At 73.7% G+C, this 12,449-nt stretch carries 13 protein-coding genes; 8 read left to right on the top strand and 5 right to left on the bottom strand.

Annotated features, from left to right (window positions below; genetic code table 11):
* Positions 1-777 precede the first annotated feature (777 nt).
* From GEV10_06255 to GEV10_06240, 4 genes are all read left to right on the top strand, one after another.
* Positions 778-1,878, top strand: a complete 1,101-nt coding sequence (locus tag GEV10_06255) for a septum site-determining protein (protein MQA78068.1) — start codon at positions 778-780, stop codon at positions 1,876-1,878.
* On the top strand, positions 1,875-3,062 hold the full coding sequence (locus GEV10_06250) for a TadA family conjugal transfer-associated ATPase (GenBank protein MQA78067.1): 1,188 nt from the start codon (positions 1,875-1,877) through the stop codon (positions 3,060-3,062). The genes GEV10_06255 and GEV10_06250 overlap by 4 nt, the downstream gene beginning before the upstream one ends.
* Positions 3,059-3,796, top strand: a complete 738-nt coding sequence (locus tag GEV10_06245; protein MQA78066.1) for a hypothetical protein — start codon at positions 3,059-3,061, stop codon at positions 3,794-3,796. Before GEV10_06250 ends, GEV10_06245 begins: the two co-directional genes overlap by 4 nt.
* 396 nt (positions 3,797-4,192) lie before the next feature.
* Complete coding sequence (locus GEV10_06240; protein MQA78065.1) at positions 4,193-4,741, top strand: hypothetical protein; 549 nt, start codon at positions 4,193-4,195, stop codon at positions 4,739-4,741.
* A gap of 62 nt (positions 4,742-4,803) precedes the next feature.
* Here the strand turns inward: GEV10_06240 and GEV10_06235 are convergent, their stop codons facing one another.
* The 3 genes from GEV10_06235 to GEV10_06225 form a co-directional block, all read right to left on the bottom strand.
* Positions 4,804-6,234 carry an FAD-binding protein gene (locus GEV10_06235; GenBank protein MQA78064.1) on the bottom strand — a complete coding sequence of 477 codons (1,431 nt, stop codon included), beginning with the start codon at positions 6,232-6,234 and terminating at the stop codon, positions 4,804-4,806.
* An 88-nt stretch (positions 6,235-6,322) separates the two neighbouring features.
* Positions 6,323-8,965 carry an AAA family ATPase gene (locus GEV10_06230; protein ID MQA78063.1) on the bottom strand — a complete coding sequence of 881 codons (2,643 nt, stop codon included), beginning with the start codon at positions 8,963-8,965 and terminating at the stop codon, positions 6,323-6,325.
* Between the two features lie 240 nt (positions 8,966-9,205).
* Positions 9,206-9,793, bottom strand: a complete 588-nt coding sequence (locus GEV10_06225; protein MQA78062.1) for a dCMP deaminase — start codon at positions 9,791-9,793, stop codon at positions 9,206-9,208.
* Between GEV10_06225 and GEV10_06220 the strand changes: the two genes are divergently transcribed.
* The 4 genes from GEV10_06220 (at position 9,792) to GEV10_06205 (ending at position 11,530) form a co-directional block, all read left to right on the top strand.
* Entirely contained in the window at positions 9,792-9,998 is a 207-nt protein-coding gene (locus GEV10_06220; protein MQA78061.1) for a DUF4244 domain-containing protein, read from the top strand. The two genes, GEV10_06225 and GEV10_06220, sit on opposite strands and share 2 nt — an antisense overlap.
* Positions 9,999-10,194: 196 nt before the next feature.
* Positions 10,195-10,371, top strand: a complete 177-nt coding sequence (locus tag GEV10_06215) for a DUF4244 domain-containing protein (protein ID MQA78060.1) — start codon at positions 10,195-10,197, stop codon at positions 10,369-10,371.
* Entirely contained in the window at positions 10,368-10,745 is a 378-nt protein-coding gene (locus GEV10_06210; GenBank protein ID MQA78059.1) for a hypothetical protein, read from the top strand. The genes GEV10_06215 and GEV10_06210 overlap by 4 nt, the downstream gene beginning before the upstream one ends.
* Positions 10,742-11,530 carry a hypothetical protein gene (locus tag GEV10_06205; GenBank protein MQA78058.1) on the top strand — a complete coding sequence of 263 codons (789 nt, stop codon included), beginning with the start codon at positions 10,742-10,744 and terminating at the stop codon, positions 11,528-11,530. The genes GEV10_06210 and GEV10_06205 overlap by 4 nt, the downstream gene beginning before the upstream one ends.
* Here GEV10_06205 and GEV10_06200 read toward each other — a convergent pair.
* Both GEV10_06200 and GEV10_06195 read right to left on the bottom strand, forming a co-directional pair.
* Positions 11,524-11,946: a TIGR03668 family PPOX class F420-dependent oxidoreductase gene (locus GEV10_06200; protein MQA78057.1), complete on the bottom strand. Its 423-nt coding sequence runs from the start codon at positions 11,944-11,946 to the stop codon at positions 11,524-11,526. The two genes, GEV10_06205 and GEV10_06200, sit on opposite strands and share 7 nt — an antisense overlap.
* A 3-nt stretch (positions 11,947-11,949) precedes the next feature.
* The gene (locus GEV10_06195; protein MQA78056.1) at positions 11,950-12,318 is read right to left on the bottom strand and encodes an extradiol dioxygenase; all 369 of its coding nucleotides are present in this window, start codon (positions 12,316-12,318) and stop codon (positions 11,950-11,952) included.
* Between the last annotated feature and the right edge of the window lie 131 nt (positions 12,319-12,449).

The following is a 12,449-nucleotide window of genomic DNA, read 5'->3' as shown; positions in this document are numbered from 1 at the left end:
GCAGACCGCGGCGCCGGCGGTCGCCGTCGCCTCGCTCGTGCACGGCGAGGTGCTGTCGCTCCCCGCCTTCGAGCGGGGCAGCGGCCTCGTCGCCCGGGGCGCCGAGCGCCTCGTCCTCGTCTCCCGCGGCCTCGACCGCTCGTCCCTGCTGGCCCCCGAGGTCGGGCACCTCGAGCTCCGCGAGGCGTACGAGGCGGCGATCGCCCGCTACGCCGAGGGCGGTGAGGGCGTGGCCGTGTGGGTGCGGCACTGCGCCGCGGCGGTGACGTTCGCCGCCCAGGACGCGCTGGCCGTCTGCGAGGCGGTCGTGCGCCGCTGACCGATTGTCGAGGCATTTGTCGGGCGGAATCGGGACGAATGCAAACGGCGCCCGCCGAGGCGGGCGCCGTTCACTGACACGGCCACCTGGGTTACCAAGCGTGCAAACGTGTTCACCGACTCGAGACCGAAGTCTCGACGCGGTGCGCCTCCCGCGGCTGGTCGCGCGTGGGTGCCCAGTGGTCGTGCGTGGAAGCGGGAGAACGGTGAGAATCGACCGCCCATCGCGTCCTACCGGTTCCGTGCACACATTGTTACGGGTTACGCGCGCGTAACGGAAGACCTAGCGCGAATTCGTTGGGGCGAACCGTTTACGGCGACGCCGTAGCAATACCAACCCTTGCCCGTCCGGCCTGCCGTGCGCTAGGCGCGCCGCCGTCCACAGATCCGCGACCGACCCTACGGAACGCCCGCGTTGCTGCCGACATACCTGTCGACGAACGAGCCTGGGGAGGTCCGGTGGCACCACTCGAAGTCCCATCCGCCGACACGATCGGCAAGGAGTCGCGGCCGCTGTTGGTGAGCGACGACGAGCACCTGGTCGACGAGGTGCTGCGGCTGGCCGCCGCGGCCGGCGCGTCGATCGAGCTCGTCCCGTCCGCGGGTGCCGCGCGGCCGTCGTGGCGGTCCGCGCCGCTGGTGCTCCTCGGCGCCGACGCGACGGCCGAGGCGCAACGGCTGCACCTGCCCGACCGCTCCGGCGTGGTCGTCGTGCTGCCACGCGACGACTCGGCGGTGCTGAAGCGAGCGGTCGACCTCGGGGCCGACCGCGCGGTCGTGCTGCCCGTCGACGAGCCGTGGCTCGTCGACCGGCTCGCCGACGCGGTCGAGGCGCCCGACCCGCCGGGCAGCGTCGTGTGCGTGGTCGGCGGCAGGGGCGGTGCGGGGGCGTCGACCACCGCGGCCGCGCTCGCGCTCACCGCGATGCGTATGGGCATGAGTCCGCTGCTCGTCGACGGCGACCCGCTCGGCGGCGGCGTCGACCTCGTCGTGGGCGGTGAGGACACCGAGGGCTTGCGCTGGCCCGACTTCTCGCACACCCGTGGCCGGGTCAACGGCGCCGCCCTGCGCGCCGCGCTGCCGCGCGTCGACCAGCTGACCATGCTGTCGTGGGACCGTGGCGATCAGCTCGACATCCCCGTCGAGGCGATGCGCGCGGTCCTCGGTGCGGCGGCCAGGTGCAGCGACCTCGTGGTGGTCGACCTGCCGCGCCGGGTCGACGAAGCGGCGGCGGAGGCGCTGGCGCGTTCCACCGTCACGCTGCTCGTCGTGCCCGCCGAGGTCCGCGCGGTCGCCGCCGCCTCCCGCGTCGTCCAGGGGCTCAAGCGGCATGCGGCCGACATCAGGGTGCTCGTGCGCGGCCCAGCCCCGACCGGCCTGCCTCCGGCCATGATCGCGACGTCACTCGACCTGCCGGTCGTCGCCTCGATCCGCAAGGAGACCGGGCTCGACACCGCCCTCGACCGCGGCGACCCGCCGGTCCGGCAGTTTCGTGGCCCGCTGGCCCGGTTCTGCCGCGACTTCCTCGTCTCGCTCGTCGGCGACCGGAGAGCGGCATGACGGGCGCGGCAGCTGCCGGAGTCGCCCCGCGGCTGATCGAGGCCGTGCGACACCGGCTGGCCGGTGCCTCGCACGAGCCGACTCCGGCGCGGGTGGCCACCGCGCTGCGTGCCGAGGGCGTGGTGCTCGGCGACGTCGAGGTGCTGACGCTGACCTCGTCGCTTCGCGCCGACCTCGCCGGCGCAGGGCCGCTCGAGCCGCTGCTCAGGCGCGCCGACGTCACCGACGTCCTCGTCAACGGGCCCGCTGAGGTCTGGGCCGACTCCGGCGACGGTCTTCGCCGCACCCCGGTGGAGTTCCCCGACGAGGCCGCCGTGCGCCGCCTCGCCCAGCGGCTGGCGGCGTCGGCCGGCCGGCGGCTCGACGACGCCGCGCCGTACGTCGACGCCCGGTTGGCCGACGGCGCTCGGCTGCACGCCGTGCTGCCGCCCATCGCACCGGGCGGCACGTGCATCTCGCTGCGGCTGCCGCGCTCGCGCACCTTCACCCTCGACGAGCTCGTCGTCTCGGGCTCGCTCGACACCGACGGCGCGCGGCTCCTCGCGGCGCTCGTCCGTGCCCGCCTCGCCTTCCTCGTGTCCGGTGGGACAGGCACCGGCAAGACCACCCTGCTGTCCGGTCTCCTCGGACACGTCGACGGGGACGAGCGCATCGTCCTCGTCGAGGACTCGGGCGAGCTCCGCCCCGACCACCCGCACGTGGTGCGGCTCGAGGCTCGACCGGCCAACGCGGAGGGGACGGGGGCGGTGACGTTGCGCGACCTGGTGAGGCAGGCGCTGCGCATGCGACCCGACCGCCTCGTCGTGGGCGAGGTGCGCGGAGCAGAGGTCGCCGACCTGCTGAACGCACTGAACACCGGCCACGAGGGCGGGTGCGGCACCCTGCACGCCAACGCGGCGGCCGATGTGCCGCCGCGGCTCGAGGCGCTCGCGGTCGCGGCCGGTCTCAGCCGGGGCGCGGTGCACAGCCAGCTCGCCGCGGCGCTCGACGTCGTCGTGCACCTCGTCCGCGAGCGCCGTGACGGCCTGCGCCGGGTGGCCGAGATCTGCGTTCTCCGTCGCGGGACCGACGACATCGTCCGCGCGGAGCCCGCGGCGTCGTTCCCACGGGGGGAGTCGATGGTGCGTGGGGCGGGCGCCGACCGCCTGCACCACCTGCTCGCCCGGCGAGGGGAGGACTGGTGACGGCCGGCCTGCTCGCCGTCGCGCTCGCGGCCGTCGCGGCCTGGCTCGTCACCGGTCCCGCGGTCTCGGCCGGGCGGCTGCGGGCGCTCGGCGACCCCGTGTTCGCCGCCGAGCAGGGGAGTCTGCCGACCGCACCCGTTCGTGGGCTGACCCGGGCGTGGCACCGGCTGCGACGCGGCCGGGCGGAGAACGCCGCGCGGCGGCTGGTGGAGGAGCTGTGCACCGGCCTGGTGGCTGAGTTGCGGGCGGGACGCACCCCGGCCGAGGCGCTCCGTCTCTCCGTCGACGCGCTGCCCGCGTCGGCTCGTGCGGCTTTCGGCCAGGTCGTCGCGGTCGCCTCGCGCGGAGGAGACGTCCCCGGCGCCCTTCGCACGGCGGCAGCCGGGCCCGGCCACCGGGCCCTCGGCTGGCTCGCCGCCTGCTGGCAGGTGGGCGTGGAGTCGGGAGCGGGCCTCGCCGAGGCGGTCGAGCGGCTCGCCGCGTCGCTACGCGACGAGCAGCGCGCACGCCGCGAGGTGACAGCCCAGCTCGCCGCCCCGCGGGCGACGGCACGGCTGCTGGCGCTGCTGCCCGTCCTCGGCATCGTCCTGGGCACGTCGCTGGGTCAGCGACCGCTGGCGTTCCTGTTCGGGTCGCCGTACGGTCTCGCATGTCTCGCGGCCGGCGTGGGGATCGACCTGCTCGGCGTGCTGTGGACCGTACGACTGGCCAAGGCCGCGGAGGTCCCGGCATGACGGTGTTCCCCGCCGTCCTCCGCCGCTCCGCTCCTCGCTGGGTGGGCGTCCGGGCGCGGTGGGTGCTTCGGACCGCTGCGATGCTCACTTTGGAGGACGGCTCATGACGGTGTTCCCCGCCGTCCTCCGCCGCTCCGCTCCTCGCTGGGTGGGCGTCCGGGCGCGGTGGGTGCTTCGGACCGCTGCGATGCTCACTTCGGAGGACGGCTCATGATGAGCCTCGCCGCGCTGTGCGTCGGACTGGCCGTTCTCAGCTGGCCGCGGAGATCGGCCCGGGCGGTGCGTCGACTCCACCAGCTGCGTGCCGGCGTGCCCGACTCCGCGCCCGTCGTGCCGCCCGGTCCGCAGGTGCGCGGTCGCGCGCTCGCCGCGGTCGGCCTGGGTGGCGCCGTGGCCATGCTCGTCGGCCTGCCTTGGGGCGCAGTCGTCGGCGCCGCATGCGCTGTCGCGTGCCACGTCGTGCTCGGTCGCCTCGAACCCTCCCGGGTGCGCAGGCGCCGGCAGCGCCTCGCCGGCGACCTCCCCGTGACCGTCGACCTGATGGCGGCGTGCCTGCGGTCGGGCAGCACGCCCGTCGCCGCGGCGGAGGCCGTGTCACGCGCGGTCGGCGGGCCGGTCGGTGACGCGCTACATGGCGTCGTCTCCCTGCTCCGGCTCGGCGGTGACCCGGCGGAGTCGTGGAGCGTCCTGGCGAAGGACGAGGCGCTCGCCACGCTCGGCCGCGCGATGGCCCGGGCGATGTCCTCGGGCGCCCCGGTGAGCGCGGCGCTCGACCACGTGGCGACCGAGGCGCGGGAGCGGCGCCGGCTGCTGGCGGAGGAGGCCGCCCGCAAGGTCGGCGTCCGGGCGGCGGCGCCGCTGGGGCTGTGCTTCCTGCCGGCCTTCGTCCTGCTCGGCGTCGTCCCCGTTGTCGCCGGCATCGCGTCGACCGTGGAGCTCTGGTGACTCCGGTGCGACCGACGTCGGGGGAGCCGCCGTGGTCCCCACACGGCGGCTCCCGCGTCCCCCTACTGCGTCTGCCCGACGACCGGCAGCGCATCCCCCAGGACCTTGTTGCCACGGATCACTCCGCGGGGGTCGACCTGCCGCTTGATCGCCCGCAGCCGGTCGAGCACGTCGGCGGGGTGGATCAGCTCCGCGTGCTCGTCGTCTCTGAAGTTCGACGGCACGCGCTCGCCCGTGTACGGCGCCAACGCCCGGCGGACGCCGTCGATCCTGGCCTGCGCCGGAGCTGCCAGCTCGGGCGCGAAGATGATGTCGCCGAACACCAGCATGTACGGCTCCGCGATGTGCCCGCATGCACCGTCGCGAGCGCTCGACCGGGCGAACGCGCCTCCCAGGTGCCGGATCCCGAACATCGCCAGTTCGCCCGGCTCCCCGATCGCGATGACGTCGAGGAGGGCGTCGATGATCTCGTGGTCGAAGCCGGTGAGCAGTTCCGCGGCGATGAGGCCCGGTGTCGGGTCCTCCGGCTCGGCCGCGATGAGGCCGACGTCCGCCAGCGGCACCGTGCCGAGCTCGCCCAGCGCGGGCGCCGCCACCTCGTGGAGTGGTGCGAGGAGGTCCTCGGCGTCGGTCGGACTGCCGAGGAAGGTCACGTCGATGGCCATCATCCACTTGCCGCGGATCGGCTCCGGCACGAACGGGACGTCGGGCACGTTCATCACCCAGGCCCAGACCGAGAGCTCGGCCGGTGCCGACGCGGTGACCTCGGCGTAGGCGCGAAGCAGCTCGCGTGCGTGGTCGATCGACCACATCAGCCGCCCGCCGTAGATCCGGCCGGTGAAGACCAGTTCGATCTCCATCGAGGTGACGATGCCGAAGTTGCCGCCACCGCCGCGCAGCGCCCAGAACAGATCCGGGTACGAGTCGCGGGTCACGGTGATCTGCTCGCCCTCTGCCGTGACGAGCTCGAAGCTCCGTACGACGTTGGCCGCCATGCCGAACTTGCGCCCGAACCAGCTCACCCCGCCGCCGAGGGTGAACCCGACGACCGTCGGGTCGCCCGAGCTGCCCGGCAGCCCGCTCAGGCCGGTGCCCGACAACGCGGCGTTGAGGTCACGCCATCGCACGCCTGCGCTCACGGTCGCCGTACCCGCTGCGATGTCGATATCGAGGTCCTGCAGCGCGCCCAATCGCAGGATGATGGCGCCGTCCAGGGCCCGGGTGGCCCCGTGGCCGACCGGCTGCGCGGCCACCGAGAGACCGTTCTCGTTGGCGAACCTCACGGCCGCCACGACGTCGGCGCACGACTCGACGTGCACCACTGCGGCCGGCTGCTGGTCCACCATCAGGTTCCAACCGAGACGCTGCTCGTCCCAGTCGGGGTCGCTCGGCGAGACGACCCTGCCGGTCACGCGGCGTTGCAGCTCCGCGGTGAATCCGCGTGGTGACAGGACGGTGTCGGTGATGGTCGTGATGGGGTCTTCGATAGTCATTCCACGGTTGTAGGCGGAACCGACCACCTGGCCATCGGCAGCGACTGCCCATCTCACCGCCGCCACTGCCCATCCTGGCGACACTTACCTAGGCCGGTAGCGGCTGGTCCTTGCCCGGCAGCAGGCCGAGATCGCGCGCCACCGTCGCGGCCCGTCGGCGCGAGACTGTGCCGAGCTTGGCGAGGACCGCCGAGACGTGGTGGTCCACCGTGCGTACGGACACCACGAGCCGCTGGGCGATCTCGGCGTTCGTCAGTCCCTGGGCGAGCAGTTCGAGCACCTCGACCTGGCGGGTGGTGAGGCCCGCCGGGTTGGTCCTCGTGCTCGGTCGTGCACCTCGCGGGATGTGCCGCACGCCGAGGAGCTTGAGGCGACTTCGCACCATCGCGGCCGTCGCCGCGGTGCCGAGCGCGTCGAGGATGCGCAGGGCCTCCAGCATCGGCTCGGCCTCGCCCGAGTCCGTGAGGGCGAGCGCACGCTCGTACGGGTCGCCGTCCTCCGCCCAGCCCGCCGCGGCGGCGCGCCAGTCGCCGCGCGTCGTGGTGGTCCACCAGTCGGTGCATCCGTCGGACGGCAGCTCGCCGCCGGCACCAGCGCGGGCCAGGTAGCAGCCGAGCTCCGCACGGAGCCGTTCCGCTCCGGGAGGCAGCGGTCGGCGTCGCATGGCGTCGGCAATCGTCGTCGCCACGTCGAGCCGGTCCTGCAGCCATGCCCATTCGGCGTACGCGATCGCGGCGTACGCGTAGCCCGGCATCGACCGCTGCCGGCATGCCCGCTCCCACGCGGCCGCGAGCAGCGGGCCGGCCTCGGGATCACCCTGCCTTGCCAGCAGTCGTCCCAGTGCCGGAGCGCTGTAGACGTACAGCATCCCGGGGTCGTCCACTCCTTCGAAGAGCGCTCGCAGTCCCTCCTCGGCACCCGTGAGGTCTCCGCGCCGTGTGAGGAGCAGGGCCGTGTGTACCTCGAGGTTGTACGCGTGGGACCAGAAGCCGCGTTCGGCCATGAACGTGAGGCCGTCGTCGAGTACGGCGCTCATCTCGTCGTGGTCGCCGTACCGGTAGAGCACCTCCACCAGGTTCGTGTACGCACGGGCCGTCGATTCGTGGTCACCGTTCCCCGTCGCCATCGCCAGGCTGTCCCTGAGGCACAGCAGACCACGCCGCTCACCGAGATCGCAGTGGGCGATGCCGAGGTAGTTGAGGCACAGGGCGGCGAGGTCGGTCCGGCCGGCCTCACCCGCCAGCCGGCGGGCGTCCTCGAGGACGGGTACCGCCTGCTCCGCGTCCATCGTCAGGGTCAGCATCGCGCCGCGGTAGCTCTCGGCCACCGCGAGGGCCGAGACCGAGCCGGTCGGCCGCGCCACCTCGATCGCCCGTGCTACCGCGGCCATGGCACCCGCGGTGTCACCGGCGATGTACAGCAGGCGCGACTCGCGGACGAGCGTCTCGACGAGTGGAACGGGCTCGCCGACCTCACCGCGCAGCGCCACCGCCGCGGAGGCCGCCTGCACCGCCTCCCCGTTGCGGTGCGCGATGTGCAGCTCCCACGCGTACGCGTCGACGAGCTCCGCGCGTTCCGCGAGGGCGAGCCGGTCGGCGTACGGCAACGCCCCCTCGAAATGCGCCAGCGCCTGCCGGTGCGATCCGGCGACTGCCGCCTGGCTCCCGGCGAGCGGCGCGTACCGCAGCAGCGTGTTCCCGTCTCCGGCCTCGGTGGCATGGTGGACGAGCCTCGCCAGGTCGGGCTCGCGATCGGTGGCGAGCAACGCGTCGACGACGGCGCGGTTCAGCGACCGGCGCCTCGTGTGCGGCAGGCTGCTCTCGACGGCCCGGCGGGCGATCTCGTGCCGGAACACGATCGCGGGTCCCCCGGCCCTCTCGCGCAACTCGAGGACGCCCGCCTCCTCCGCGGCCGTCAGCCTGTCCCACCGGTCGCCGACGAGGGCGTCGGCGAGCGACAGGTCGATGGGCGACGGGATCACGCTGAGCTGTTCGACGACCGCGACGCCCGCCGCGTCGAGCCGATGGAGCCGCGACCGGACGGCGTCCACGACGGAGGCAGGTACCACGCCGTCGGGTGTGGCGACGGCCTCTGTCACGTAGAACGGGTTGCCGCGGGTGAGCTCGTACAGCTCGGCCGCCGACCAGTCGGAGTGTGCGGCGAGGGTCTCCACCGCCGCGGGCGACAGCGGAGCGAGCGCCAGCCGCGACACCGGACCCGGCGCGACCGTGGACAGCAGGTGCCGCAGCGGGTGTCCGCCATCGAGGGCGTCGTCGCGGAACGTCAGGACGAGCACCGTCCGCAGCCGGTCGAGCCTGCGGCCGAGGAAGCGCAGGACGTCGATCGTGGCGTCGTCCGCCCAGTGGATGTCCTCCACCACGAGCACGGTCGGCTCAGGACCCGACAGCTCCGTCGCCACCGCGTCGAAGACCGCGTCGCCACCGGCGCCCGCCGTGAGCGCGTGCTCCAGCGGCCCGCCGGAGCCGAGCGCGGCGTCGCGCAGAGGTCCGAGCGTGCGGGACGTGCGGAGGTCGTCGCAGCCGCCGAGGAGCACCCGCGTACGGGTCCGCTCGACGAACGCGCGGATCAGGCTGGTCTTGCCGATCCCCGCCTCACCGGAAACGAGGAGCGCCGAGCTCCGACCCAGGTGCGCGGCCGCGACCGCCGCCGACAGGGTCTCGAGATGGGTCTCCCGCTCCAGCAGCCGGCCGCGCATCCTCGTCTCGCCCACGGCCACTCACCCCTTTGTCGCCAGACCGCCGGAGGCAGCTGGCACTGACCCACGGCACGCCCCGTCGCGCGACCGGGATCATCGCCTCATGGTGCCGACCGGGTGGTGGGCATGTCCTGCCGTTCGCGATCGCCGGGCCGCTCAGCGGGACCGTCACCGACCGAGCGTGCGCGCCGGGCCGGGCGGTTACGTACTGTCGGCATCCGTGCGCGGATCGTGACGCCGGCCGTCGTGACGTCCTCACGCGCCGAACAGGTGACCGTTCACCTCGCGCACCTCGCCGCCGAGCTCGGCCAGCTCGACGACCTCCACGCCCGCGTCGACCAGCAGCTCGGCGCCACACCCCTCGACGAAGAGGGACGGCTCGCGCAGCGCGAAGACCACCCGCCGGATGCCGCTCGCCGCGATGAGCGAGGCGCAGGAGGTGGGCCGCGACGCGCGGGCGCCGCAGGGTTCGAGCGAGCTGTAGATCGTCGCGCCCGCGACGTCCACCGTGCCGAGTTTCGCCAGCGCGGCCTCCTCGGCGTGGACGTGGGCGTCGGTCTCCCTCGAGTAGCCGGTGCCGAGCACCTCGCCGGTCGCGCCGACCACGACCGCGCCGACGGAGAACGCGGTATCCGACGCCGGACACCGACGTGACAGCTCGATCGCCGTGCGCAGCAGCCGGCGGTCGTCGTCCGTGGCGGCGGGATACGTGGTCAATGCGGCATCCCCAGATCGGTTGGTGGGACTGCGGATCGGCCGTGCTCGTGCCGACTCATGGGGTGAGGCTCGGCGTCTCCGAGCATCCCGCACCGACCGGTCGTCGGCTCTTTCGGGAGGTACCATGCTTCCGGTTCCCCGCCCTGCCCGTGCGCTGCCGACTCGCCGTCGGCGTGCTCGCGGCGACTCGGGCATGACGACGGCAGAGTACGCCGTCGGCACGGTCGCCGCCGTCGGTCTCGCCGGCATCCTCTACAAGCTGCTGACCTCTCCAGAGGTGCAGGAGCTCATCTGGACGATCATCCAGAAGGCCGTCGAAGCCTTCGTGTGAGTCGTGTCCACCTCGTGTCGGTGCCCCCGGTCGACGCCGGGGGCACCGGCGCGTTCGCGTTGTCCCCAGATCCCGCCGGTGGGCTACAGACGCCGGGCCCCGGTGCCGACGTACGAGGTGATCCCGCGAGTGGGCGGGATCTCGGGCCGGCCGACAGCCGGCATTCCTTCCGGAGGTCGACATGAAGAACCTGCGGATGCCGCCCGGGGCCGGCTCCGACGACGGCATGACCACCGCCGAGTACGTCGTCGGCTGCGTCGCCACGGTGGGCTTCGGCACCTGCCTGGTCAAGGTGCTGACCAGTCAGCGGGTCTACCAGTTGCTCGACCAGATCGTCCGTGAGGGCTGGCTGATCATGCAGGTGACCCCGTGAGCCGCACCGATCGGCACCGGCGCACACGCGGCGCCTACACGGCCGAGCTCGCGGTGGCGCTGCCGTCGCTGCTCGTGCTCGTCGCCTGCGGCCTGCTGGTCATCGCCTCCGCGAGCGCATCGCTGCGATGTCACGACGCGACGAGGTCGGCCGCGCGGGCACTGGCGCGTGGCGAGCCGATGACCGCGGTCGTGGCCGCCGCCGCCACGGCCGCTCCCCGCGGCGCCGCGATCGACGTCGCGCGCGACGACGGCATGGCGGAGGTGCGGTGCGCGGCGTCGGTGCGGGTCGCCGGGCTGCGGGCGATGCGGGTGACCTCGCGCTCGGTCGCCGCGGTCGAGGACGACGCGACCACGACGGGTGGCGTGCCGTGACTCGGCGACCCGACCGGGAACGCGGCGCCGCGTCGATCTGGGTGCTCGCGATGGGTGCGGTGGTCCTCGCCGTCGCCGTGGTCGTCGGCCTGTACGGCTCGGCGGCGACCGCGCGGCACCGCGCCTCGGCGGCGGCCGACCTCGCCGCACTGGCGGCGGCCGACCGCCTGTGGACGGGCAAGGCCGGCGAGCCGTGCCGGACGGCCGCCGAGGTGGCACGGCGCAACGGCGCCCGGCTCACCGGCTGCCTGACGTCCAACGGCGTCGCCGACATCTCGACGCGGGTGCGACTCGGCGGCGCGTTGACTCGGCTCGGCGACGCGCGAGCGAGGGCACGGGCCGTGCCCGGGACCGTCGGCGGCCCGTTCGCCGTCGCGTCGACGGTCGAGGGTGACGCCGGTGCCGGACCGATGGGCGCCGACGGGCTCACGCCCCGCGCACGCCGGGTCCGCGACCTGATCCGGTCCGAGTTCGGTGAGTCGGACATCGGTGGGTACTGCCCAGGTGGCTGCAGCAGCGGTCACATCGCAGGCAGCGACCACTACTCGGGGCGGGCGGTCGACGTGATGATCACGCCCTGGCGGAGCCCGGCCCGGGTCGCGAAGGGCTGGCGCCTCGCCTCCTGGGTCGTCGGCAACGCGCGACCGTTGCACGTGAAGTACGTGATCTACCGCGACCGCATCTGGACGCCAGGGCGTGGCTGGCACGCGTACCGCCACCCGAGCGGTGACACGTCGAACCCGACGCTGCGCCACCTCGACCACGTCCACGTCTCGGTCTACTGATGCGCCGCCGCCCAGCCGGTCCATCGGTGCACCGTGAGCGCCACGAGCGGGCCGAACACCCGCTGCTCGTGGTACTGCGGGTACTTGGCCGCCAGCAGGTCCACCGCCCGCGCGATCTGCTCCCCGTCGTCGGACACGGTCGCCTCGCCGTCGGCACGCACCCACCACAGGTGCGACCAGTCGTCGTCGTAGTGGTCGGCGAGCATGCCGGCCCGCGGGTCGGCGCGGAGGTTGCGCACCCGCCGCAGGTCCCTGCTCCGCTTCGGCTTCTCGTCGACGACGTGCAGCAGCCGGTCACCGTCGAGCACGAAGGTGACCGGCACGAGGTGCGGCCGTCCGTCCGGGTCCGCCGAGGCGAGTCGGGCCACCCGGGCGGCGGCGAACCGGCGGCGTGCCTCGGCCGTGTCGATGCGCACGGGTCAGGGGGTGAGGCCGAGTGCCGTCGGATGATGGGGTTGGTAGATGCCGAGGGTGCCGTCACCGGGGATCCGCATGACGGCCACGATGCCGAAGCCCTCGTCGGTCGGTGGTTGGGCGAAGGTCACCCCCCGGCCCTCGAGCTCCGCGACGGTCGCCGCGATGTCGTCGCACATCAGGAAGAGCTGGTGCCCGCCGCTGCCGACGCCGTTGCCCCCGCTCGGATGCACGCCGAGCTCGGCAGGCGGCAGCGCGAAGATCAGCCACCCGTCTCCCGCGTCGACATGGGCGAAGCCCAGCACGTCGCGGAAGAACGCACGCACGCCCTCGGTGTCCTCGGTGTAGATGAGTCCGTGAACGCCGGTGATCATCGTTACCACTCCTCACGATGCGTGATTTCGGATGTGACACAGCACCTCACGGCATCCGCGCCATGGCTACTGTGGCGTAACCTGCCGCACACGGCGTCGTTGCCCACGACGAACGCCATGCACCCAGCGGG

It is taken from the genome of Streptosporangiales bacterium (assembly GCA_009379955.1).
In the GTDB taxonomy this organism is placed as follows: domain Bacteria; phylum Actinomycetota; class Actinomycetes; order Streptosporangiales; family WHST01; genus WHST01.
This window is presented reverse-complemented; position numbering and strand designations above follow the sequence as displayed.